This window comes from Natronorubrum halophilum, assembly GCF_003670115.1.
Lineage (GTDB): Archaea > Halobacteriota > Halobacteria > Halobacteriales > Natrialbaceae > Natronorubrum > Natronorubrum halophilum.
Map to the genome: position 1 here is coordinate 345579 of NZ_QQTY01000005.1, position 23792 is coordinate 369370.

At 63.7% G+C, this 23792-nt stretch carries 23 protein-coding genes; 10 read left to right on the forward strand and 13 right to left on the reverse strand.

Annotated elements, in window-relative coordinates:
• Nucleotides 1-181: 181 nt before the first annotated feature.
• A complete protein-coding gene (locus DWB23_RS20580) occupies nt 182-1000 on the reverse strand; it encodes an aminoglycoside N(3)-acetyltransferase (RefSeq protein ID WP_121744652.1) in 819 nt (272 codons plus the stop codon).
• 202 nt (nt 1001-1202) lie between these two features.
• Between DWB23_RS20580 and DWB23_RS20585 the strand changes: the two genes are divergently transcribed.
• Nucleotides 1203-2108, forward strand: coding sequence for a hypothetical protein (locus DWB23_RS20585; RefSeq protein ID WP_121744653.1), 906 nt, complete (start codon nt 1203-1205; stop codon nt 2106-2108).
• Nucleotides 2109-2308: 200 nt separating this feature from the next.
• Here the strand turns inward: DWB23_RS20585 and DWB23_RS20590 are convergent, their stop codons facing one another.
• Complete coding sequence (locus DWB23_RS20590; RefSeq protein ID WP_121744654.1) at nt 2309-3169, reverse strand: UbiA family prenyltransferase; 861 nt, start codon at nt 3167-3169, stop codon at nt 2309-2311.
• Nucleotides 3170-3299: 130 nt separating this feature from the next.
• Between DWB23_RS20590 and DWB23_RS20595 the strand changes: the two genes are divergently transcribed.
• Nucleotides 3300-4991, forward strand: a complete 1692-nt coding sequence (locus tag DWB23_RS20595) for a thiamine pyrophosphate-binding protein (protein WP_121744781.1) — start codon at nt 3300-3302, stop codon at nt 4989-4991.
• 40 nt (nt 4992-5031) lie between these two features.
• Here the strand turns inward: DWB23_RS20595 and DWB23_RS20600 are convergent, their stop codons facing one another.
• Nucleotides 5032-5385: a hypothetical protein gene (locus DWB23_RS20600; protein WP_121744655.1), complete on the reverse strand. Its 354-nt coding sequence runs from the start codon at nt 5383-5385 to the stop codon at nt 5032-5034.
• Between the two features lie 60 nt (nt 5386-5445).
• A complete protein-coding gene (locus DWB23_RS20605) occupies nt 5446-6861 on the reverse strand; it encodes an FAD-binding oxidoreductase (RefSeq protein ID WP_121744656.1) in 1416 nt (471 codons plus the stop codon).
• Nucleotides 6862-6958: 97 nt separating this feature from the next.
• Between DWB23_RS20605 and DWB23_RS20610 the strand changes: the two genes are divergently transcribed.
• Both DWB23_RS20610 and DWB23_RS20620 read left to right on the forward strand, forming a co-directional pair.
• On the forward strand, nt 6959-7285 hold the full coding sequence (locus DWB23_RS20610; RefSeq protein WP_394341762.1) for a hypothetical protein: 327 nt from the start codon (nt 6959-6961) through the stop codon (nt 7283-7285).
• 367 nt (nt 7286-7652) lie between these two features.
• A complete protein-coding gene (locus DWB23_RS20620) occupies nt 7653-8660 on the forward strand; it encodes a TIGR04024 family LLM class F420-dependent oxidoreductase (RefSeq protein ID WP_121744657.1) in 1008 nt (335 codons plus the stop codon).
• Between the two features lie 91 nt (nt 8661-8751).
• Here DWB23_RS20620 and DWB23_RS20625 read toward each other — a convergent pair whose 3' ends face one another.
• Together DWB23_RS20625 and DWB23_RS20630 are read right to left on the reverse strand one after the other, a co-directional pair.
• Nucleotides 8752-9009, reverse strand: a complete 258-nt coding sequence (locus tag DWB23_RS20625; RefSeq protein ID WP_121744658.1) for a DUF5789 family protein — start codon at nt 9007-9009, stop codon at nt 8752-8754.
• 158 nt (nt 9010-9167) lie between these two features.
• The gene (locus DWB23_RS20630; RefSeq protein WP_121744659.1) at nt 9168-10133 is read right to left on the reverse strand and encodes an NADPH:quinone reductase; all 966 of its coding nucleotides are present in this window, start codon (nt 10131-10133) and stop codon (nt 9168-9170) included.
• A gap of 115 nt (nt 10134-10248) precedes the next feature.
• Between DWB23_RS20630 and DWB23_RS20635 the strand changes: the two genes are divergently transcribed.
• Entirely contained in the window at nt 10249-10806 is a 558-nt protein-coding gene (locus DWB23_RS20635) for a type 1 glutamine amidotransferase domain-containing protein (RefSeq protein WP_121744660.1), read from the forward strand.
• Nucleotides 10807-11006: 200 nt separating this feature from the next.
• Here DWB23_RS20635 and DWB23_RS20640 read toward each other — a convergent pair whose 3' ends face one another.
• On the reverse strand, nt 11007-12128 hold the full coding sequence (locus DWB23_RS20640; protein WP_121744661.1) for a pyridoxal phosphate-dependent aminotransferase: 1122 nt from the start codon (nt 12126-12128) through the stop codon (nt 11007-11009).
• A 148-nt stretch (nt 12129-12276) separates the two neighbouring features.
• On the opposite strand from DWB23_RS20640, the gene DWB23_RS20645 reads away from it, so the two are divergent.
• Nucleotides 12277-12933: a DUF6517 family protein gene (locus tag DWB23_RS20645; protein WP_121744662.1), complete on the forward strand. Its 657-nt coding sequence runs from the start codon at nt 12277-12279 to the stop codon at nt 12931-12933.
• Nucleotides 12934-13070: 137 nt separating this feature from the next.
• Here DWB23_RS20645 and DWB23_RS20650 read toward each other — a convergent pair whose 3' ends face one another.
• Nucleotides 13071-13934 (reverse strand): 2-oxoacid:ferredoxin oxidoreductase subunit beta, encoded by an 864-nt coding sequence (locus tag DWB23_RS20650; RefSeq protein WP_121744663.1) that lies wholly within the window; start codon nt 13932-13934, stop codon nt 13071-13073.
• Nucleotides 13934-15688, reverse strand: coding sequence for a 2-oxoacid:acceptor oxidoreductase subunit alpha (locus DWB23_RS20655; protein WP_121744664.1), 1755 nt, complete (start codon nt 15686-15688; stop codon nt 13934-13936). Before DWB23_RS20655 ends, DWB23_RS20650 begins: the two co-directional genes overlap by 1 nt.
• Before the next feature lie 305 nt (nt 15689-15993).
• Here DWB23_RS20655 and DWB23_RS20660 point away from each other — a divergent pair, with 305 nt between their 5' ends.
• Both DWB23_RS20660 and DWB23_RS20665 read left to right on the forward strand, forming a co-directional pair.
• Nucleotides 15994-16668 carry a ferredoxin--NADP reductase gene (locus tag DWB23_RS20660; RefSeq protein WP_121744665.1) on the forward strand — a complete coding sequence of 225 codons (675 nt, stop codon included), beginning with the start codon at nt 15994-15996 and terminating at the stop codon, nt 16666-16668.
• Nucleotides 16669-16826: 158 nt separating this feature from the next.
• A complete protein-coding gene (locus tag DWB23_RS20665; protein WP_338067834.1) occupies nt 16827-17141 on the forward strand; it encodes a DUF7344 domain-containing protein in 315 nt (104 codons plus the stop codon).
• A 64-nt stretch (nt 17142-17205) separates the two neighbouring features.
• Here the strand turns inward: DWB23_RS20665 and DWB23_RS20670 are convergent, their stop codons facing one another.
• Nucleotides 17206-18360, reverse strand: a complete 1155-nt coding sequence (locus tag DWB23_RS20670; RefSeq protein ID WP_121744667.1) for a sensor histidine kinase — start codon at nt 18358-18360, stop codon at nt 17206-17208.
• A gap of 195 nt (nt 18361-18555) precedes the next feature.
• Between DWB23_RS20670 and DWB23_RS20675 the strand changes: the two genes are divergently transcribed.
• On the forward strand, nt 18556-18951 hold the full coding sequence (locus tag DWB23_RS20675; RefSeq protein ID WP_121744668.1) for a hypothetical protein: 396 nt from the start codon (nt 18556-18558) through the stop codon (nt 18949-18951).
• A 57-nt stretch (nt 18952-19008) separates the two neighbouring features.
• On the opposite strand, the gene mce is transcribed toward DWB23_RS20675, so the two are convergent.
• Entirely contained in the window at nt 19009-19392 is a 384-nt protein-coding gene (gene mce, locus DWB23_RS20680; RefSeq protein ID WP_121744783.1) for a methylmalonyl-CoA epimerase, read from the reverse strand.
• A gap of 528 nt (nt 19393-19920) precedes the next feature.
• On the opposite strand from mce, the gene DWB23_RS20685 reads away from it, so the two are divergent.
• The gene (locus tag DWB23_RS20685) at nt 19921-21330 is read left to right on the forward strand and encodes a glycosyltransferase family 2 protein (protein ID WP_162989892.1); all 1410 of its coding nucleotides are present in this window, start codon (nt 19921-19923) and stop codon (nt 21328-21330) included.
• Between the two features lie 25 nt (nt 21331-21355).
• On the opposite strand, the gene DWB23_RS20690 is transcribed toward DWB23_RS20685, so the two are convergent.
• Both DWB23_RS20690 and DWB23_RS20695 read right to left on the reverse strand, forming a co-directional pair.
• Nucleotides 21356-22150, reverse strand: coding sequence for a polysaccharide deacetylase family protein (locus DWB23_RS20690; RefSeq protein ID WP_162989893.1), 795 nt, complete (start codon nt 22148-22150; stop codon nt 21356-21358).
• Between the two features lie 211 nt (nt 22151-22361).
• Nucleotides 22362-23639: an RNA-guided endonuclease InsQ/TnpB family protein gene (locus DWB23_RS20695; RefSeq protein WP_121744671.1), complete on the reverse strand. Its 1278-nt coding sequence runs from the start codon at nt 23637-23639 to the stop codon at nt 22362-22364.
• Nucleotides 23640-23792 lie beyond the last annotated feature (153 nt).

The following is a 23792-nucleotide window of genomic DNA, read 5'->3' on the forward strand; positions in this document are numbered from 1 at the left end:
AGTGATTTCCACGTCCTCCCCAACCGATTCGCTCGTTCGCAGACTCACTCGCTCATCCCTCGCACGGCTACGAACCGCGTCTCACTGTTCGTTCGACGCGGTCCAGCGCGCGCCACCGCACGTTATTTTATTAGTATGAAGCGATAACGTGTTTACTTATCGAATGTAATTCTGAATTGAATTATCGCTCCCGGTTGACCTCGAACCAGCCGACCGCGAAATCCACGAGTAACGGCTGTGGCAGGAGTGTAGCGTCACTGACGCCGACGGTGCCCGTCTCGAAGGCGTCGGGATGCTCGCGCTCGAACGCGTCGCCGCAGGCCGGAAAGTCTTCGTCGGTGTAGTCGATGTCTTCCCACTGAATCCACTCGCGTTCTCCGTCGACGAGCACCGCGCCGGCGTGAGTTTCCGTGGCGAGCTCGAGGTCGGCGCGGTACTCGGCGAGATGGAACGAGGTGTTCGTCGCGTGGGATGTTCCCAGAAACAGTACGTCACCGCCGAGATCATAGATACGGGCCAGCGGCGACTCCTCGCCGAGCGAATAGTCGAGCGAATGATCTTCGATAATGAACTGGGTATCAGCGCCCCACGCAGCGAACGATAACTGTGGGTGGTCGCTCCGGCGGACACCTGGGGAAGAGCGGAAGCACTCGGCGATTGCGCCCATCCCTTGGGTCGGCGTGACGGCTGGCCGGTACGGGGGCATCTGTTGACGAATGGTGTCGTACCACGAGTCAGGGACCGGCGGGGCTCCCATGTCGGAGGGATCCATGTTTCCGGGCGAGTGCGCCGGCATCACGATGGTTCCGTCCTCGCCGACGACGCGCTGGAGCGCATCTATGACGGCGGGCGCACCGCCACAGACCCAGCCGAGGGAGGAGAGTGATCCGTGGACGAGCAACGTGTGCCCGGCCTCGATGCCAAGGGCACGTAGATCGTTCGCCATCGAATCCACCGTGATCGGCTCCGAAGATCGGTCCGCGGGGAGCGTTTCGCTCATGCGTAGATATATCTGAAATCGAATTTACGTTTTTTGATCCGATGCAGCATGGGCCGTCACTGTATCCGGGTATCGCCCCACAGGGACTTCACAAATGTCGATACTAATCAGTAGCATATTCAGTATCCGGCGACGCATTTTCAATTACTGAGTACAATAATTATTTCTTAACCCTTGACCGTTGGCTGTTGGGTCGTAACAGATGAATCCCGAACGAACCCGGAGTAGGAAATTTCTGAACCGACGAACGTATCTCGGCCTGACCGGCGCAACCGTCGCGGGGATGGTTGGTGCAACGAGTACGGCCAGCGCGGCGGACGAGACGTACGAAACCGTCACCGTGCCCAAAGGCGAGCGCGAGGTCGTCAACGTGGACGACGGCGAGACGCTCGAGAACGTGCTGTACGACGTCACGGCCTGCGGGGCAGGCGTGACGATCGTGGCGTACGGGTCGGACTGGACGATCCGAAACATCGCCGTTCGCGGGCAGGTCGATATGGGTGACAATACCGTCATCGGCGGGGCCGTCACCGATGGCGGGAGCGCTCGCATCGAGAACGTGTGGATCGGCGACGGCGCGGTCTACGAAGCGGACGGCGGGATCGGAATCTGGCTCGATCCCAAACACGACGGTCACCTCACGATCGATCGGGTGAACGTCCAGAAAATGGGTAACAACGCTTTCTACTGTTCGTCGCCGGGCGGTAACGGTAACGGGACAGTTACCTTCCGAAACTGTTACGCAGCGAACTGCGGGGTCGCTCACTACCGACTCCCGCGCGGGGTCGTCGATAACTGCGTCGCCGCCGTTACCGACGACCGACAACACCGCAAGGGACGGGGGGTCTGGGCGTGGTCGCCCGGACCGGTTTTCGTCCAAGACAGCCAGTTTGCGATGAACGGACACCACTACTCGTTCGTTCCCGGCGCGGAGGACGAGGGAAGCACCATCGTCGTTGCCGGAACGCAGTGGGACGACGAGTTCCGCGGCGGCTGGACGGACGCGTACGGCGGAACGGCATACTTCGCCGGCGGCAACGGGAACGATCCGCAAAACGTCGTCCCGGCGGGCTGTCCGACCTCGCCCGCGGACGCGGTCGAGAACTAACCTTCGTTTCGTTCGTCGGTATTCTGTGGATTCATCCCTCGGTATCTCTGACGATCGACTACCGGCTTTCAGTGGGCGGGGTTTACGTCGCAAGCGGGTAGCTATCGTTCGAATAGAGAGTCGTCTGTCGTCTCTCGGCGAGGAGCGCCGGCCCTCGGTGTCGTTCTTTCGTCGGGTGATCAGGCTCGATCGACCGGTACTCAACCGATCCACGCGAGCGGTTCGAACCAGACCGCGAAGACGAGCACGGCCAGAAAGACGTACGAGCCGCGAATGAGCAACATCGTCGCGATATCGGGACCGGCTCGGCGGGCGACGAGCGCGACCGCGCCGAAAGCGAGCGCCGCGAACACCGCCGTCGGCGGAAACACTCGAGCGACGGCGAAGCCGACCACGACGAGGAGCGCCGTCACCATCAGGCCGTAGGCGACCGCGTACGCCCGGTGCGGGCCGACCGTTACGGCAACGGTTCGCTTTTCGATCGAGCGGTCGTACGCGTAATCCTGCGCGTCGTCGATGACCTTGATTCCCGAGAGCAGCAGGAGGAAGACGAGGGCGAAGCCGAGCGGGACGGCGGCGATCGTTTCGGCCTGCACGTAGAATCCGCCGAGTAGCGAGAGCGCGATCCCGAGCGGGTAGCCGACCGTCGCGGTCACGGGATGCATATCCAGCTGTGGCGCGTGATGGTACGCGATCACCCACGTCGGGAGCGTCAGCGCGACCGCGACCCAGTTGACGAAGACTAACAGGAGGAGACAACACAGCGCGAACACCGCCGTCGAGAGCGCGAGACCGACGTGACAGCCGCGCTCGGTCAGCGGATGCGCGTCGTCCTCGCCGCGGACGTGGAAGTCGACGTAGCCGTCCTTGACGTGAGCGGTGTAGACCGCCGCGAACATCGCGACGACGTGCACTATCGCGAGCGTCGGCTCGACGCTCCGGGCGAGTATCGCGCCGAACAGCGACGCGGCGAGCGGCGGCGTCATGAAGACGGGATGGATCTGCGACCAGAACGCCCGCGCGGTTGCTCCAGCGCCGGTCTCGTTTCTCGCGAGGGCCATGCCTCGAGTGACAACGAACTGGCCCATAATACCCGTCCCAGCACGCCGCGTGTTGCAATCGACGGACGACGAACCGGTGTGGGGCTCCGAAACACACAGTTTGATGTACCGTCCCGTGCCACGAGCGACCATGACAGACGGCTACACCGGTGCCGAGCTTTTCACCGACGCGCTCGAGTCCTACGGCGTCGACTACGTCTTCGGGAATCCCGGCACGACGGAGCTCCCGATCATGGAGGCGATCGGGCAAAGCGACCTCGAGTACGTTCTGGGGCTGCACGAGGACATCGCGGTGGGGATGGCGTCCGGCTACGCCCAGACGCGGCGCTACCACTCCCACCACGACGATTCGGTGCGCCCGGTCGGGGTGGCCAATCTCCACATCGCACCCGGGTTGGCCCACGGGCTGGGGAACCTCTATGCGGCCAAGATCACCGGCGCGCCGCTGGTCGTCACCGCGGGCAACCACAGCACCGACTTCCGCCACGAGGAGCCCATCCTCTCGGGCGATCTGGTCCGGATGGCCGAGCAGTTCTGCAAGTGGTCCGACGAAGTGCTGGACGTCTCCGCGCTGCCGACGATGCTCCGACGCGCGTTCCGCGTTGCGATGACGCCCCCGACCGGCCCCGTTTTCCTCGGATTGCCACTGGACGTGATGTTGGCCGAAACCGACGCCGAACCCGAGCGTCTCGGCGCGATTCCGAACGCGGGCAGCGGCGATCCCGCCCAGCTCGAGCGCGCCGCCGAACTCCTCGCTGAAGCCGACAGCCCGGTGATGGTCGTCGGCGACCACGTCGCGCGGTCGGGCGCTGACGCCGTCGACGCGGCGGTCGAACTCGCGGAGTCCACGGGCGCTCGCGTCCATGGCGAGATCCTCGCCTCCGAGGTGGACTTCCCGACCGATCACGACCAGTGGGTCTCCTACATCCCGCCGGACGAGACCCTCGCGTCGATGCTGATGGATACCGACACGGTCGCCTTTATCGGCTGCTCGACCAACACGACGCTGACCCGCCACGAGGAGGCGCTGGTCGATCCGGACACCACGTGTATCCACATCAGCGACGACGACTGGCAGGTCGGCAAGAACCAGCCCGCCGACGCGGCCGTAATCGGCGATCCCGGGCTGATCCTGCAGGGGCTCAACGAACGAGTTCGGGGCAGACTCTCCGAGGATACCGTCGAGGAGCGACTCGAGAACGTCGCCGCGATCAAGGAGATGGTCGAAGCCAGGATGGCCGGCATGGGCGAGAGCGACGGCGAGGACGACCCGCGGGCCTCGAAAGCCGAACTCGTCGACGCGATGGAGGCTGTCGCGGGAGACGCCTACATCGTCGACGAGGGAGTCACCTCGAAGTACGCCATGTTGACCCGCTGGGATCTCGCTCCCGAGCAGTACATCTCGAACAAGGGCGGTGGCCTGGGCTACGGGCTTCCCGCCTCCGTGGGGGCGGCCGTAGCTGAAGGCCAGCGCGACGATCCGCGCGAGGTCATCGGCTTCATCGGCGACGGTTCCTACCTGTACTACCCGCACTCGATCTACAGCGCGGCCCGCCACGACGTCGACCTCACGGTCGTCATCTCCGACAACCGCAACTATCGCATCCTGAAGGACAACACGCTCAAACTGATGGGCGGGGAGGAAGACGACTACGGGTTCCTCGGAATGGACTTCGATCCGGCCGTCGACCTCGTCACAAACGCCGAGAGCCACGGTGCGCGAGCGACACAGGTCGAGACCCCCGACGGGATCGAGGGGGCGCTCGAGGACGCGGTAGCCCACGAGGGAACCGACGTCCTCGACGTGTTAGTTCACGACTGATACGGGGCTGACTCGAGCGGACGGAGACGACGGGCGTCGTTCAGTACTGCTCTCGAACCGCGTCGATCTGACACTGCACGCAGAGATCGTCTGCGAAACAGGAGACGCTGTCGTACGGACAGTCGTACGCCTCGACGTGGACCGACAGCCGGCGTTTTTCCCGTTTCCACGCGCTCTCCCAGTCGTCGATGTCCATCTCCACGGAGGTGAAGACGACGTCATCGTCTCGGTCGATGATCTTCGCCGCCGTGACCGAGTGCTGGTTCGCTCTGACGAGTTCGATCGCTCGCTCGTAGGACGAACAGTCGAACTCTTCCATCCCGGCGTCGTCGTCCAGCAACCGAACGGTGATCGACCCGTCGTACTCCTCCGTCGGCTCGAGCCCGTGAGTCATGCGGTTCACTACCGGAAGCGCGTATAAAAAGGTGGGATACGGCGGGCCTCCGTTCGGTCATCACCGCGAGTCGCGTTCGTCGTCCGCTTGCTCCGGAAAGATCTTCCCCGGATTCAACGTCCCCGTCGGATCGAGTGCATCCTTGATCCGCCCCATGGCGTCGACCGCGCCGGCACCGTGTTCCGGCTCGAGGAACTTGCGTTTCCCCTGGCCGATACCGTGCTCGCCGGTGACGGTGCCGCCGAGTTCGATCGCGCGCTCGACGGTCCGTCGGTAGACATCCTCGCCGCGTTCGACCTGCTCGGGGTCGTCCGGGTCGACGAGTACGGTGTGGTGGAGGTTGCCGTCGCCGGCGTGGCCGTAACAGGGTGCGAGGAGATCCGCCCCGTCGGCGAGTCGCTTCGCCTCGCGGACGATTTCGGGGTAGGAACTGGGCGGCACCGTCACGTCGCCGGGATGGAGCGGTTCGAGGGCCGTTTCGTAGCTTCGAACGGCGTAGGCCAGTTCGCGACGAGCTTTCCAGAGCTGTTCCATCTCCGCGTCGTCAGCGCTCATCTCGAATCGGAGCACGCCGTGGTCCTCGAAGATCGTCCGGCAGAGGTCGATCTCCTCCTCGATCCCGTGGTTCGCGTGGAACTCGAAGAAGACCATCGGCGCGTCGGGAAGATCGGTGTCTAGGTAGCGATTCGCCATCCGCGCGCTCAACGCGTCGACCAGTTCGATTTTGGCGACGTCGACCTCGGTCAGGATCGCGTCGGAAATCGCTTCGGCCGCGTCGTCGAGCGTCTCGAAGATGGCCCGGCCGCCGCGGATCTGCTGGGGCCGGCCGGCGAGTTGGAGGGTGGCTTCGGTGACCACCGCCAGCGTCCCCTCGCTGCCGACCAGCAGGTCGGTCAGGTTGTAGCCGCTCGAGGTTTTGATCGCCCGCGATCCCGTTCGGACGACGGTGCCGTCGGCGAGGACGGCTTCGAGGCCGAGCACCCAGTCGGCGACCTCGCCGTAGCGGACGGTCTGCATGCCGCTGGCGTCGGTCGCGATCATCCCGCCGATCGTCGAGATGTCGCCCGAGGAGGGAAGCGGCGGGAAGAACAGGCCGTCGTCGGCGACGTACTCGTCGACCGCAGACCCGATGATCCCGGGGCCGACGTCGATCTGGAAGTCGTCGGGGCGGTAGTCGACCACGCCGTCCATCCGGGTCAGATCCATGCTGATCCCGCCGTGGGCCGGAACGGCGTTCCCCTCGAGACCCGTCCCGGCCGCGTAGGGGGTGACCGGGACGCCGCGGTCGGTCGCGGCCGCGAGCACGGCCGAGACGTCCTCGGTACGTTCGGGCCAGACAACTGCGTCCGGGGTGACGCCGCGACCGCCGAGCTGTGCGCCGAAATCGGCCGCGTGTACCTCCCGTCGCCCCTCCGCGAAGGATAGCTGGTCGTCCGCGAGGTCGAGGGCCTCGAGAAACGAGCAGTCGTGTGTCATACGAGCACGTCGTCCACGATCCGTATCAACGTTTCCCACCGATTCGACGGTCGCTGAAGGGGATACCACTACGGGCCCCGTCGACGTCCCCTCGAGTGTGACCGACGAGATGACCTCACCACCGGATTCGAACGGCGACGGCCCGGACGACTCGCTCGCCGAGCGGACGCGGCAGTTACACCGCCACCTCGAGGCCACCGCCGAGTTACCGATCGAGCGCCGGACAAATCGCTGGCTCGGCGAGGCCGAAGCCATCGCTACCGACATCGTGACGAGCGACCTCGGTCGAAAGACGGTCCTCGAGCGCGTCTCGAAGGTCGAACGCCTGCTTTCGGAAGTCGACGACACCGGCCACCAAGGGGCTAACGACCACCTCGAGGCGGCGAAAGGGGTTTGTGCGGGTATTCTCGAGGAGCACCTCTAACCTCGGCGGGGCGAAACCGACGAACAGCGTCCCGTCGTACTCGAGGCTCCCGCTGCCTCGCCGTACACGATAGAAGACGTATATTTTCGGCCGCTGTTGTCGACAGTACGCCAGATGCTCGATCGCTCGCGGTGATCGAGCGACGCTCCGGACGGCCGAGGGCGAAGACCGCCCCTTCCTGCAGCGCACGTACACCAATCCCGAGATTCGCTATCCGCTCGGGTCACCGCTGAACCAGGACCAACTCGAAGAGTGGCTCGAGTGACCGCCGACCCGTCGGAAACATCACAATTTTATATGACTGGCTGTCGCGGTAGGGGACGATGACAGACGATCGACTCGAGTCGTCGACGCGGAGGGCAACACCGTGAACGCCGAACTGGATCTACTGGTGCGACTCGGCGACTACGAACGGCCGCGGGACGTCGCCGATCGCGCCGTCCAGGCCGAGAATCTCGGGTTCGATCGGATCACGGTCGGCGAAACGACGGGCTGGAACATCGTGCCGCCGCTGACGCTCGCGGCGGACCGCACCGACGAACTCGGGATCTCGAACGACGTCATCTCGCCCTACGGACGCTCGCCTGCGCTGCTCGCCCAGACGGCGCTCACGCTCCACGACGCCTCCGACGGCCGGTTTCGGCTGGGGCTCGGCCCCAGCTCCCCGGCGATCACCGAGCGCTGGCACGGCCAGGCGTTCGATCGCCCGCTGCGGCGCACTCGAGAGGCCATCGAGGTCGTCCGCGCGGTCTACGAGAACGGCACGCCGGCCTACGAGGGCGAGATCTTCGATATCTACGGGCTCAACTACGAACGCGACGTCCCCGAGAATCCGCCGCCGATCGACCTCGGGACGCTCGGCCCGAAGGCCACCGAGATGGCCGGCCGCTTCGGCGACGGCTGGGCACCGCAGTTGTTCACGAAAGACGGCCTCGAGGATCGACTCGAGGACTTGGCGCGCGGTGCCGAACTCGCGGGCAGGGACCTCGACGACCTGCGCGTCGCGCCGATCGTTCGCGGCATCGCGAACGAGGACCGCGACCTGGCACGACGGAAGGCCCGAGGGACGATCGCGTTCATGCTCGGGGCGTACGGTCCCTACTACGGCGATTCGGTCGCCGGGCAGGGTTATCCCGAGGTCGTCGAGGAGATCCGGGCCGCCTGGCAGGAGCGCGATACCGAATCGATGGCCGCCGCGCTGCCCGACGAACTGCTCGACGAACTGGCCCCCGCGGGAACGCCCGAGGAGGTTCGGGAGTGGGTCGCGGCGTACGGCGACCTCGAGGGCGTCGACGCCGTCCGCGTCGGCTTCGTCAACGAGATGACCGAGGAGGAAAAGGCGGTGACGATGGAAGCGGTCGCGGATCTGGTGTAGCGGCTCTCGGCGACCGTACGTGCTCTCGAGAGCTTCCATAGAGCCGATCGATCTCATCTCGCGACGGAATTTCCGAGACGCCGTCGCGTTCTTATCCTTCCCCCTCGGACTGGTAGGGCTCCCCGACGGCGTTCCGGGGAAGGAGGTTGAACACCTCCGTTTCCAGATCGTCCATCGACTCGAACTCGTCGCCGTTCGAATCGGCGATGAGTTCGCCGAGGTTCTCCGCTCCCTCGGCGAGGATCAACGTCACGTCGGAACACTGCGTGGCCGCCTTCTCCCTGGGGATCGGATACTCGAGATCCTCGAGAATCCGTCCGAGACCGTTGAGCTTGACATTCCGTTCCATGGGAGCGAACACGACTGCCGGTAGCTTAGCCGTATGGATGCTTCGGATCCCGGTACAGTCGGCATCGGCCGAATCGGGCGAACCGCGGAACGACGAGTCGCCGGCGGGAACCGACCGAACTCGAGGAGGGATTCGCGCTCAGTCCGTCCGGATTCAGCTCACGGTTCGACGACCAGCTTTCCGAGGAAGCTGTCGTCGATCACGTCCTCCTGGGCCTGCGAAGCGTCCTCGAGGTCGTAGCTCCGCGCGATCTCGATCGAGAGCGCGTCCGTCGCCATGAGGTGGGCGACGCCGCGCAGCGGCACGCGCAGATCGGGCGTGTTGAACATGCTCATGAACTGGTAGCTGACGTCCTTCGAGCGGGCGGCGCCGTCGTTCGTGAACGCCGGGTCGGGACTGTTCTCGCCGATACCGACGACGCGACAGCCGGTCGCGGCGACGTCCGCGTCGAACTGGAGGTAGTCGTCGAGGCGGTGGTCGAGGATCGCGTCGACGCCGCCGTCGCTGGCCTCGAGCGTCGCGTCCGCGAGGTCGTCGCGTGCGTAGTCGAGGACCGTCTCGGCACCGAGCGTCTCGAGGGCGTCGTGGTACTCCTCCGCGCCGGTCGTGATCACCCGCGCGCTGACGGCGGCACCGATCTGGACGGCGGCGTGGCCGACGCCGCCGGAGCCGCCGTGGACGAGACAGTACTCGGCGGGGTCGAGGGCCGCGTGGTCGATCAGCGCGCGCCAGGCGGTGACGGCGGCGACGCCCGCCGCGCCGGCTTCCGTCAGGTCCGCGCCGTCGGGGAGGCGAACGACCCGGTCCGTGGGCACCGTCGCGTACTCGGCGTACGACCCCTGGAAGGAGCCGTTGCCGATCCCGGTGCCGAAGACGCGGTCACCCCCGTCGAAGTCCGCGACGCCGTCGCCCGTCTCCGCAACGGTACCCGCAAAATCGACGCCGGGCGTGAAGGGCAGACCGACCGGTTCGTACGATCCGTCCCGAAAGTAGGTGTCGACCGGGTTGACACCCGCAGCGGCTACCTCGACGAGCAACTCGTCGTCGGCCGGGTCGGGTCGGTCGACCTCGTCTACCTGCAGTACGTCGGCATCACCGTGCTCGTGACAGCGTACAGCTCGCATACGGTTCGAGCACACGCCGCAGAGCCGTATAAGGGTACGCGTCTCTCGGTTCGCGTTCGCTCGGCTGCACCAGCAAGTCCAACGCTTGTCCGTTCGCTGGCCCTCGAGTGAGGTGATGAGTGAATCTTCCCAGACCGAACTCGAGGACGTAACGGTCGCCGTCTTCCTCGCACAGGAAGGCAGCGAAGAAATCGAGTTTACCGAGCCAATGGAGACCGTCTCCGAGGCCGGCGCGACCGTCGACGTCATCGGCAGCGAGACCGGCGAGGCACGGACGGTCAACAACGACCTCGAGGAGAGCGAGAGCTACGAGATCGAGAAGACGTTCGAGGAGGTCTCAGCCGACGACTACGACGCGGTGATCGTGCCGGGCGGCACCGTGGGCGCGGATACGCTCCGAACGCAGGAGGAGGGCGTCGAACTCCTGCGCGAGCACGTCGAGGCCGGCAAACCCGCGGCCGTGATCTGCCACGGCCCGTGGACGCTGATCGAAGCTGGCGTCGTCGACGGGCGGACGCTGACCTCCTACCACAGCCTCCGGACCGACGTCCGCAACGCCGGCGGCGAGTGGGTCGACGAGGAGGTCGTCGTCGATGGCGGTCTGATCACGAGCCGGAATCCGGACGACCTCGAGGCGTTCTGCGAGACGATTCTCGAGGAGTTCGGAACGTAGGAGGGCTAAGCGACGGCCCGCTGGAACGGACTCACGCGCCGCTCCGCCGAAAGCGGTCCAGAAACGCGAAACCGTGTTCTTCACCGATGCCGAACAGCTCCACGGGGTCGCTATCGCTCATCTCGCGCGATGTGGGTCGATCTCGCGCCGCAGTCGGCTCACTGACGGCGCGAACGAACGCGACGGAGAACGTTCCGGCGCTATCGAACCGCTCGCGTCGCGTCGTCGATGATCTCGAGGGCCTCTTTCAACACTTCCGTCCCCGTCGCGTACGACAGCCGTGCGTACCCCTCGCCGTTCGCGCCGAACGCGTCGCCGGGGACGACGACGACGCCCCGCTCGAGCACTTTATCGCACCACCCCTCCGGAACCTCGGGCATCACGTAGAACGCGCCCGACGGCGTCGGCACCTCGAGACCGGCGTCCTCGAGTCCGTCCACGACGACGTCACGACGTTCCTCGAAGGCGTCGACCATCTCCCGAACGGGCTCTTGTGGCCCCGTCAGCGCGGCCTCGGCGGCGTACTGTGCGGGCGCGGAGGCGCAGGCCTGTCCGTACTGGTGGACCCGAAGCATGCGCTCGACGCGCCGATTGGAGCCGGCGACCCAGCCCAGTCGCCAGCCGGTCATCGAGTAGGTTTTCGAGCAGGCGCTGACGACGACCACGTTGTCCGTCTCGGCGAACTCGAGGGGCGACCGGTGTTCGCCCTCGAAGACGATGTGCTCGTAGACTTCGTCGGAGATACAGAGGACGTCGTGCTCGTCGGCGATGCGGGCGAACTCCCGAATGTCCGCCTCGCTCTGAACCGCACCGGTCGGGTTGGCGGGGCTGTTGACGACGAAGACGGCGGTGTCGTCGGTGATGGCGTCCTCGACGGTCGCCGGATCGAGCGTGAGGTCGTCCCGTAGCCCGACGGGTTTTGGCGTCCCGTCGGCGATGTGGGTCAGCGCATCGTAGGAGACGAAGCCCGGATCCGGGAAGATCACTTCCTGGCCCGGATCGACGTGGGCCTGCAGGACGAGGTGGAGCGCCTCGCTCCCGCCCGACGTGGCGATGACGTCCTCGGGATCGATCTCGAGACCGTAGTCGCGGTCGTACTTCGTCGAGATAGCCTCCCGAAGGCTCAGGGTGCCCTTGTTCGACGTGTAGGCGTCGGTCAGCCCGGACTCGATCGCCTCGATCGCGCCGCGGCGGGCGTGGGCCGGCGTCGGGAAATCCGGCTGGCCCAGCCCCAGGTTGATCGCGTCGTCGCCCGCGGCCTCGAACACTTCTCGAATGCCGCTGATCGACACCTGCTCGACCCGATTTGCGAACTCGGTCATGCCTAAACCGGTGGGGCGAATCCCGATAACGCTTGCTGTGTCGGTTACCGCCGTCGGGTCGAGCACACGGCCGCCGTATCCGGTCGTACTGTCTCCGAGAAAGAACGTGCCACAACGGTTATACGGCCGCTTTCGCACTACAGAAGTAATGACTTACTCTCGACGGACAGTCCTCGCTGCGGGCGCGACCGGGGTGCTCGCACTGACGGCAGGCTGTCTCGACTTCACACTCGGCAACGGTCCGCTCGAACTCGAGTCCGAACGCGTCGCACCGACGACGACGGCGCTCGAGGAGACCGGCTACGAGGAACACGAGGTCACACAGGAAACGATCGAGGAGACGGTCGATGTCGGCGTCGAACGCGACGTTCACGCCTCGGTGTGGAGTTCGGTCTACTCGAAACGCGTCGAGCAGCTAGGACAGGAACGCGACGGCGCGTTCTTCGCCGCCGTTTCGATCCCGGATTTTTCGATACTGGGTCGGTCGTTCAACCCCATCACGGAGATGAGTAACGAAGAACTCCTCAACGAGTTCGTGGATCAACTCGACGGCGATCAAAGCGGGATCGACAACATCGCCCATCAGGAGACGATTTCCTTCGAGATTCTCGGCGACGAGCGGGAGGTCGAGGTCTTCGAAGGCGAGTCGGAGGTCGCTGGCGAGCCGGTCGATGTCGAGATCAAACTCGCCTCGTTCAGTCACGAGGACGACCTCATCGTCTTACTCGGCAGCTATCCTGCGCCCCTCGCCGAGGAGTCCGCGAACGTCGAGGTCTTGATGGAGTCCGTCGAGCACCCGGTCTAATTGCACGAGCGTCCGAGTGGTCGGGCGGTCCACTCGAGATCTCGAGGTCCATAACGGAATCCGAGACGACGCATCTCTGCAAAAGCCGTCGCTACGTGAGAGAAAAACCGAAACGGCTGAATCGGTGATACGGGGCGTTAGTAGAACTCGCGAACGAGGTCCATCGCGTCTTCGGGTGCGCCGTCGGGGATCTCGGACATGTCCTCGGTGACGCCGTGTTGTTCGTGGTACGGCACGGAGTTTTCGTCCTGATACATGACGCCCTGGTACTCCTTCTCGCCGTCGGTGATGACGTTCTTGGCGGCCTCGTAATCGGTCGGATCGTGGTCCGCTTCCTTGAGGTCGACCAGATTGTCACGGAAGTAGTCGTAGGTGTCGACGTCGTTGAACGTCACGCACGGGCTGAAGACGTTGACGAAGCCGAAGCCGTCGTGTTCGATCGCCTTCTGGATGATCTCCTGGTGTCGGAGCGCGTCGGAGCTGAACGACTGGGCGATGAAGGACGCGCCGGCAGCCAGCGCGAGTGCGAGCGGGTTGACCGGCGGCTGCTTTGGCCCTTCGGGCGTCGTCGAGGTTTCGAAGTCCGATCGCGAGGTCGGCGAGGCCTGTCCCTTCGTCAGGCCGTAGATGCGGTTGTCCATGACGACGTAGGTCATATCGACGTTCCGCCGTACGGCGTGGACGAAGTGGCCGGCACCGATCGAGTAGCCGTCGCCGTCGCCGCCGGCGACCATCACTTCGATGTCCGGTCGGGCCATCTTGACGCCGGTGCCGACGGGGAGCGCACGGCCGTGGACGCCGTGAAGGGCGTAGCTGTGCATGTAGGTCCCGATCTTGCCGGAACAGCCGATCCCGGCGACCACGAACGTGTTGTCGGGGTCGTTGCCGGTTTCGGCGAGGCCTTTCATCATCCCGTTCATCGTCCCGAAGTCGCCGCATCCGGGACACCACGTGGGCTGCTTGTCGGATTTGAAGTCGGTGAATCGTACGTCTGAGCTCATTATGCTGGCACCTCCTCGGAGAGTCGTTCGGTAATCTGTTCGGCGAGTTCGTCCGCCTTGAAGCGGACGCCGGTGTACTTGTTAATGCGCTTGACGCGGGTAAGTGCGTCGTGTTCGATAACGTCCGCGAACTGCCCGGTTGCGTTACACTCGACGACGATCGTCTGTTCGGCGGCCTCGATCTCCTCGGTCAGATCCGGTCGCGGGAAGATGTACGGCACCGAAATCACGCGGACGTCGATTCCGTCTTCCTCGAGGTAGCCGAGCGCTTCGGCGAGTGCGCCTTCGTTCGATCCCCAGGAGATAACGAGGTTGTCCGCGTCGGCGTCGCCGAACTCGCGGTAGTCCCAGTCCTCTTCGTTTTTGGCAGTCTCGACCTTCCGGTTTCGCTTGTCGACTTGCTGGACGCGTTCGTCCTCTTCCTCGGTTCGGCGGCCGAGTTCGTCGTGTTCTAGGCCCGTACTCATGTGAGCGCCGTCGATCGTGCCGGGTTTCGCTCGCGGACTGATACCGTCTTCGGTGACGGCGTGGGCGCGGAAGTGTCCCTGTGCGTCGAGCCACTCGTCGACTTCGTCCTGGTCGACGAGTTTGCCGCGGTCGATCTCGACTTTGTCCATGTCGAACGTCTCGGGTTCGAACGTACGTTCGGTGACCGCCATTGCGAGGTCGGAAACGACGTAGACGGGCGTCTGGTACTGCTCGGCGAAGTTGAACGCTTCGACGGTCTTCCAGAAACACTCGGCGATGGTCGTCGGGGCGATGACGAACCGGGGGATCTCGCCGTGCCCGCCGTAGAGCGTCATGTTGAGGTCGCCCTGTTCTTGCTTCGTCGGCATCCCGGTCGAGGGACCCGAGCGCATCACGTCGACGATGACCATCGGCGTCTCGCTCGTCGCGATGAGGCCGAACGTCTCGGTCATCAGGTCGATCCCGGGGCCGGAGGTTGCGGTCATCGAGCGCGCACCGGCGCGCGCCGCGCCGAGCGCCATGTTGATCGCCGACAGTTCGTCCTCGGCCTGGACGACGTGGCCGCCGTAGTCCTCGATTCGGCCGGTCAGGTACTCCATGACGTTCGTCGCGGGCGTGATGGGGTAGCCTGCGTAGAAGCGACAGCCGGCCGCGAGCGCACCCATGCCGATGGCCTCGTCGCCGTTGAGCAGGACGTAGTCATTGTCGGTCGTTTCGACGGCGTAGCCGAGGTGGTCCAGGTCGTAGTTTTCCTGTACGTACTCCTGTCCGGCGCGGGCGGCCTCCTTGTTGTTCTCGACGATCTTCGAGCCCTTGCCGCCGAAGCGCTTCTCCAGGGCTTCGTCGAGGTACTCGACGTCGAAGCCGGTGATCTCACACGCGGCACCGAGCGCGACGATGTTGCGCATGATCGCTCCCCCGGCGTCTTCGGCGAGCGATTTCAGCGGCACGTCTACCGCGGTCATCTTGTCGGGAATCTCGGCCTCCCACGAGCGCTCGCCGTCGTAGATAACGGCGCTGCCCTCGTGGAGTTCGTCGAGGTTCTCGTCGATCGTTCGCTGTGTCAAGGCGACCAGAATGTCCAGTCGGTCGACGACGCTCTGGACCTGATCGACCGACGTCCGAATCTTGTAGGCCGTGTAGCCGCCGCGGATTCGCGACGCGAAGTCTTTCGACGTGAATACGTGCCGCCCGGCTCGGGAAAGTGCCTGAGCGAAGATTTTTCCAGTAGAGTCGATGCCGTCACCGGCCTCGCCTCCGACCGCCCAGTTGAGATCCTCAGCCATGTTATGCTGGACCTTGCCCCCAGTAAATGAAAAGGCTTCTGAAAACCCAACCGGCCCACCGCAACAGCAGACGATACGTTCACTCTTCAGGGACGATTTCGTTACTCGTTACAGAAGAAATATGTTTAGAACTATGCGAATCGGAAAACGATGAAAACTGCTAACGGTCACTCTCCTGAACGGAATCTGCGCGATGGCGCTCCCCTGTTCGTCGATCAGCGCCTCGGAACAAGGGCCGAGGTCGCGAATCCCGCGATGGCGCGGAACGGAAACGCCTTTTCGAGCGGCCGCCGAACGCGTCCACTATGACAATCGAGGGGACACCAGTCGCCGTCGAATCGGTCCGCGAAGTAGGTCCTGATACCGTCGCACTCGAACTCGAGACGCCCGAGGGGTTCGACGCTCACCCGGGGCAGTTCGTCCTGCTCCGGGCCGTCCCGCGGGACGTCGACGCGGACGAAACGATCGACGAAGACGACGTCGTCATGCGCCACTACACGCTCTCGTCGCCGTCGGTCGGTGAGACGTTCGAGATCACGGTCGGAATCGACCCCGACGGAGACCTCTCGCCGTGGCTCGCGGCTCTCGAGGGCGGCGAAACCGTCCACGTCGAGGGTCCGTTTGGAACGATCACGTACGAGCGCGACGAGGATATCGTCGCCGTCGCCGGCGGACCGGGCGTCGGCCCCGCGGTCTCCATCGCCGAAGCGGCCCGCGACTCGGGCCACGACGCGGTCGTCATCTACCAGGACGACGAACCGGCTCACGTCGACCGCCTCGAGACGCTCGAGGCCGACGGCGCGGCTGTCGTCATCGTCGACGAAGACGACAGCGATGGACTCGCCGATGCGGTCGAAACCCACCTTGGCAACGGTCAACTCTACGCGTTCGGCTTCGAGGACTTCGTGACCTTCGTCGCGGAGACGATCGAGGGTGCCGGCGGGGATTCGGACGAGGCGCTGATCGAAAACTTCGGATAGCGAACTCCCGCCGGATAGCGCACCCCTCTGTTCCGAGTGCGTTCGGCGTGGGACGGCTGCGAACGGGACGCGTTCGACCGGCGGTCACTCAGTTAATCAAAAAAACAACTCGCGCGAATATATTGGCGGTTTAACTTCTTCGCAACCCAATGCCGGCTATGACGCCCGCAGACAAATTCTTCCGAGCAGTGGGAAATGTTCAGCGCCGCCGGCTATTAGTCCGTATGTTATCACATAATCCGGAGGATGAGTCGAAGGTGTACACCGGAGATAGAGAGACGGACGAGGAGGAGTTGGCGAACCTTCTGATCGAGATGCAACACACGCATCTTCCGCTGCTGGAAGAGTACGGATTCATCGACTGGGACAGGGAAAATCGCGAGGTAACGAAAGGACCGGAATTTGACGAGATCAGACCGCTCCTGGAGATGATGATCGAACACCAGGACGAACTCCCCGAAGGGTGGTTATAGCTTGCCAGCACGGCGATACGTCGGTGTCCGTCCCATCCTGTCGAACGCGACCACCGGTCAGCCTTCACCGAGTGACATCACCCGTCGCCGGGAGCGAAAACGAGAACGTCGACCCCTCGCCGGGTTCGGAGTCGACCCAGATCTCGCCACCGTGGCGCTCGACGATCCGCCGGCAGAGCGCGAGACCGATTCCCGATCCCGAATGATCCTCGGCGGTGTGGAGTCGCTGGAAGACGTCGAAGATACGATCCGAATCCTCGGGATCGATTCCGATCCCGTCGTCGCTGACCGATACCGTCCATCTGGGACCGGTTCGCTCGGCGGAGACGCGCACGCGCGGCGACTCGTCGTCGTTGTACTCGAGGGCGTTGCTCAGCAGGTTCTGGAATAGCTGGCGCAACTGCGCGTGGTCTCCCTCGACGTGGGGGAGTTCCTCGATGTCCACGTCGGCACCGCTGTCCGTGAGCTGAAGTTCGAGATCCTTTCGAACGTCCTCGATCACCGCGTTGAGATCGACCGGCTCGAACGGCTTTCCCTGCGTATCGACCCGGGAATACTCGAGCAGTCCGTCGATCATCTGGCGCATTCGCTCGGCTCCGTCGACGGCGAACTCGATGAATTCTTCGCCATCGTCGTCGAGTTCGTCAGCGTAGCGGCGTTCGATGAGAGTGAGATAGCTAGTAATCATCCGCAGCGGCTCCTCGAGGTCGTGAGACGCCGCGTACGCGAACTGCTCGAGGCGCTCGTTCGACGCCTCGAGTTGCTCTCGCGTTCGATCCAGCTCCCGGTTGCGCAGTTCGACTTCACGGGCGCCGGTCTTAGCCTGTGCATCGTAGATGCCTACGCCGAAGCCGGCGAGGCTCCCGAACGCCGTGAGAACGAGGGCGGCTCGAGACGGGTCGCTAACGCTTTCAGCGGGCTCGAGTTGGTAGAGGACGAGACTGCCGAGCATCAGTCCGAATCCGCCGAGACACCAGGCCGCGATGACGGGATAGAATTCGGGGCGGACGCCGAGGTCTGGCAACCGATAGCCGCCGTAGAGCAGTGTGATACCGGGGACGCCGATGAAGAGCGTCACGATCAAGACGCTCGATAGGGGATCGCCCTCGGCGATTTGTGCGAGCGCCCAGCCGATCGCGAGCACGGTGTACGACACTCCGAGGGCCACGACGAGACGCCGTCCACCGACCGCGGTCACGATGCGTTCCCAGTGGGCCATTAGCATTACTCGGCGAACCGTCGTTGTTAGTTTTGTGCCGCATAGCAGTGACAAACGCCTTCGATTCGTGTCCCCACGGATCCGGGATCGGTGCCAATCCGCTGTACTCACGGCGACCGTTACATCAGCAGATCCCGTCGATCAGCGGCCGTTGCAAGCACAGCCACTACCCGCGAACGCACGCTAGTCCGCCCTATGGTTGACGACGACCTCGAACTCGAGCGTGACATCGGCGAAGCGACGATCGTGTACGAAGAACCCGACGAGGAAACCGTCCAGAAGACGGTGCCGAACGAGCACATCGCCTACTTTCAGGACCACTGGATAATCAAAACCGGCGAGGACGAAGAGGGACGCGACATCGTCCGCCGGGTTCCGGCCCAGCGCGTTCACTACGTCGAACGCACCGTCGACGAGTTCGCGGAGGAAGTCGAGACGCTCGTCGATCAGGTGCAGTCGTTCGCCAGCGACCTCCGAACGAAGATTCCGGTCGGTGGCGGCGGTGGCAGCAACGGCGGTGAGCGCCCCGAACCGCACCGCATCGACGTCGAAAGCGGGGAGCCGGACGAGAGCGGCGATCGACCCGAGTGAGACCGCCGCTCGCCGCGAGCGCTCCGTGACGAGCGACGATTTTTCCGACCGATCCGTTCAGTGTTCGACGAACTCGACCAGAATGCCGCCGGTGTCCTTCGGGTGCAAGAATGCGACCGAATGCCCCCACGCGCCGGGCCGTGGCTCCTCGTCGATCAACCGAACGTCGTGATCGCGCGCTCGCTCGAGCGCCCCCGCAATGTCGTCCGTCGCGAGCGCGAGGTGGTGGATTCCCGCCCCGTTGGCTTCGAGATAACCGGCGATGGTTCCGTCCTCGAGCGGCTCGAGGAGTTCGAAGTAGCCGTTTCCACAGTCGATGAAAACGACGCGCATGCCGTCGAACGTCTCCTCGTGAGCGACCTCGAGGTCGAAGAGGTCGGCGTACAGTTCCGCGAGTTCCCGTGCGTCTTCGGTCGCGATTCCGGCGTGATCGAAGTGCATGATCGACCGTTCGGGATCGAACACAAATATCGATGTGGTTCTCGTCGCACCAACCGGCCGTCAGCGCCGTTTTCTTCGCTTCCAGCACCGCACAATTCGGATCGCCGATGATTTCCGTTCACGTCAGCGTCTCTTTTCGATCAGCACGTGTTACCGGATCGTGAATTCGAAGGCGAGTCTGTAGATTCCGAATACGGAACCCGTTCCCGAGAGAGACCGTCGACGGTCTCGGAATCGCTCGCGACAACACCGGCCTCGAGCGCCGAAATACCGTCATTTTCCACTGTCACGATAGCCGATACCAGATCGGGGCTCGCGGCTGATCGTTCATTCGCCATCGGAATCGAGTAGTCGGGGGGTATTCGGTGCTTCCGGGCGCTTCGACGCTGGTTTCCTCGAGGTAACCACGTCGTATAACTCTCAGATCGCTATCACTACTGGACTACGTCGGTGCTCTGGACTGGTATGAGTGCCGCACACCGCCGCCGCCGCCGTACCGCCACGACCGACGACCCTCTCCGTTCGGGTTTGGGGGAGACCGACGCCGATGAACTGGTGTCCTCGCCCGATTCACAGCGCCCCGCGGTCGGTATCGTTGCCCGGGGTGAAGAGTCCGACTCGATTTACCGGACGATCCTTCGAGCGACCGACCGAGGTTTCGCGGTCTACCTCACTGGGGTCGACCCCGATTCCGAGATCGATCACCTCGCCGGCCGACTCGACGCTACGGTCGTCGAACCGCGAACCCCGGCCGCAAACGGGATCGAACTCGAAGCGACTCTCTTCGCGGCGGGACAAACCGGCGGCCACTCCGGGATCGTCTTCCAACTGGAAGGGTGTCCGCGAATCGACTACGAGCGGACCCTGGCGGCGTTCGACGGGGATCGATTCCAGGTCTACGCGATCCCGGAATCGGGATCGGGACCCGGACGCCGGCCCCACGTTGTCGCGGCGATTCCCGCGTACAACGCGGGCGAAACGATCGGTGACGTGGTCAGGGAAGCGGCCGGATACGCGGATACGGTTCTCGTCGTCGACGACGGGAGCGGCGACGCGACGGCCGAACGCGCCGAACGCGCCGGGGCGCTCGTCGTTCGTCACGACCGCAACCGCGGCTACGGCGGCGCGCTCGAGACCATCTTCGAGGTGGGACGAACGCTCGACGCGGACCACCTCGTGACGCTCGACGCCGACGGACAGCACGATCCCGCGTCCATCGCGAAACTCGTCGCGGCGCAGGAATCGAGCGGCGCCGAGATCGTCATCGGAAGCCGATTCGCGCCCGAATCGAACACGCGGATGCCGTTCGTTCGGTCGTTCGGCCTCGGCGCCATCAACCTTCTCACGAACGCGAGCCTGGGACGGTTCCTGCCGCACACGTGGGTTCGGGATACCCAGAGCGGCCTGCGGTCGTACACCCGAATCGCCGTCGAGTCCCTCGCGACGACCGCCGATCTCGGGAGCGGAATGGGCGCAAGTACGGACATCGTCTACCACGCCCACCGTGAAGGGTTCGGCTTCGAGGAGGTCGGAACCACGATCAGCTACGACGTCGAGCACGGTAGCTCTCAGGGAACGCTCTCCCACGGGACCGATCTCGTGCGAAACATCCTGGGATTCCTCGAGCGAACGCACCCCCTGCTCGTCCTCGGACTTCCGGGACTGCTCCTCACCGTCCTCGGCACGTCGTCCGCCATCTGGTCGATCGAACAGTTACTCGCCGCTCAGGTGTCGGTGATCTCGATGGTCGCGACCGCCGCGTTCACGTTCTCCGGGATGACGATGGTCCTGCTCGCGTTGTTCCTCCACACGATAAATACGCACCCGTACTTCCGAACGACTCCGGACCGGGGCCGTTCGAAACGCGTCCAGGGTCGCGAGCGACGTGCTGAGACTGCGCCCGGCGGTGCGGTAGTCGTGACCGACGAGCGCCCGTGAAAGCGATCGTCGCGACGGGGACAGTTCAACGGTATCCGTTCTGAAGGTCGAATATCGTCTTCGCGAGGAAGGCGCTGAAATCGGTGAACTCCCACCGGAGCTGTTTCGGCTCGCCGGCACCGTTTATCCGCGGCAGGAGACACGGATCCGACTCCGGACCCACTCGAATTTCGTTCAATCCCGCCACCGCGAACCGGTGCGTGTCACGAACGAGGTCCACGGCCGCTGGCGAGTACTCGCCCTCGGGATAACAGAATCGCGTTACGTCGACTCCCAATAACTCCTCGAGTTCGATCTTCGACTCTACGATTTCGTCTGCCAACTCGTCGGCGGGTACCCTATCGAGCTTTCGATGGGACTTCGAGTGGTTCCCGACCGTGACGTACTCGTCGTCGACGAGTTCGACGAGCTGGTCGTCGGACATGTACTCGTAGTCGAACCACTCGTCCTGCCGGAACTCCTCGTTTCCGATGCTATCGGTGGTGACGAAGACCGTCGCCGGAACCTCGAACTCGTGGAGGATCGGTCGAACGGTTTCGAAGAAATCGATGGTTCCGTCGTCGAACGTCAGCGCGACGCTGGTTTCGATCGTCTCCTCCATCACGTCCGGGAGGTCGACGACGGCGTACTTCCGGGTGAGCTGTTCGATCTGTCCCCGGAACCGACCCGGAGAGATGTCGTCGTAAGACCCGCCCCCGACGGAGTGGTACATCAGAATTCGATTCCCGGAGTCCGGAACCGGCACCAGCGACGAGACGTTCGCGTAGTAATCGAGGCGGGCCAGTCGTATCCACACGCTCTTCAGAATCCTGTGGCTCACCGTCGGATTACCCGGTACATCGCGGACGCGCAGACGAATGTTTCGTAGCATTTCGGTTCGCTCGCTCTCGACGGTGCGGTATCCGGGAACCGCACGCTCGAGACGATCGGGCGTGTACGTACGAACGTCGCCACGATCTAAATACCGAGCGCATCGTTCCACCCGTCGCGATAAGCGAGGACTAACGCGGTAACGATACCGCCACGGTGAACTACCCCGCCCTACTCGCCTGCTTCGCAGGCTCCTTGAGGGTGGGGCTTCCTGTTTCGACGACGTAACTTGCAGATACCATAAAGGAATCCACAGTGGTCGCAGTCTCCACAGGCGTGTCTTCGGAGTGAACCACTCCTAGTTTCGTCAGGCCATGCGAGAGGACGTTCAACGCTGCGTTCCAGTCTCGGTCAAGTTCGAATCCGCACGCTGGACACGAGTGCTCTCGAACCCATATCGGTTTCCGAGTCTCAACGCCACACGCCGCGCACTCCTTGGTAGTCCCCCGTGGCTCGACTTCCACGACGTGACATCCGTTCTTTTTGCCGTGGTGTTCGAGGATAGTGATACAGTCGCGCCAGCCGACTTCGGCCTTGTTCCGCGCGTTCTGTGGGGATTCAAGCATCCCCTTGACATTGAGGTCTTCGACGAACACGGCGTCGTATTCGGTGGTGTAGAAGTGCGCGAGCTTGTGCTTGAAGTCCCGCTTTTTGTTCGACATCTGAGCGTGGACTTCTGCGACGCGGCGGCGTTGCTCCTCCCAATTGTTTGATTCGTACTCTTTCCGTGAGAGTGAACGTTGCTCTCGTTCGAGTCGCTCGCGGTCGGCAGATAAGTCAAGCCGCCCGACTGAGCGACCGTCCGAGTCGTGAACGAAGTTGAACACACCGAGGTCAAGACCCACGGTGTCATCAGGATTGATATCTTCGATGGCGGGTTTCTCGGGTTCGTCCGCCTTGATGCAGAACGAGACATGCCACGCTCCCGTGGGTTCTTTCTTGAGCGTGACCTCTTTGATAAGTTCGTGGTCGGGGAGGTCACGGTGGAGTCGAATCGGAATTTCACGGGTTTCGCCTTTGAGTTTCTTGAGTCTCAGGAGCCCGCGTCCGTTCGAGCCACTCTTCTTGTCGAGTTCGAAGCCCGATTGCCGGTACGTGAAACTCCTGTACTCTCGCGGCTTTTTCCAGTTCAATGACCCTACATCGTAGCCTTTGGCTTTGAGTTTCCCGAGGTTCTGGATACTATCGCGGATGCGTTCGACGGCTTTCTGTAAGACGGTGGAGTAAACCTGCTTGAGGTCTGACCACCAGTCTTTTATCGCGGGGAGCGTGTCCCGTACACTCCAGACGCGTTGGCGGAGCGTTCCGGCGTCCGCTGGGATTTGGTTGAATTCGCGGAGTGCGTGGTTATACACTTGCCGTACAGTATCCCGCGTCCAGTCCAGTACCTCGCGTTGCTCGGCATCTGGGAAAAGTCGATACCGCGGGCTGTACATCATACGGCTTCACTCTGTGTTCGAAGCGTTCGGTTGTGAAAATTATGATTTTAAGTGTTTGTGACTCGTGCGGGTGCCGTATCCCCGTCCTCCTCGCTCGCGTTGCTCGCTCGGTAAGGACCGGGGCTTGGCACCCTCACCGCCACTGCTAAATCG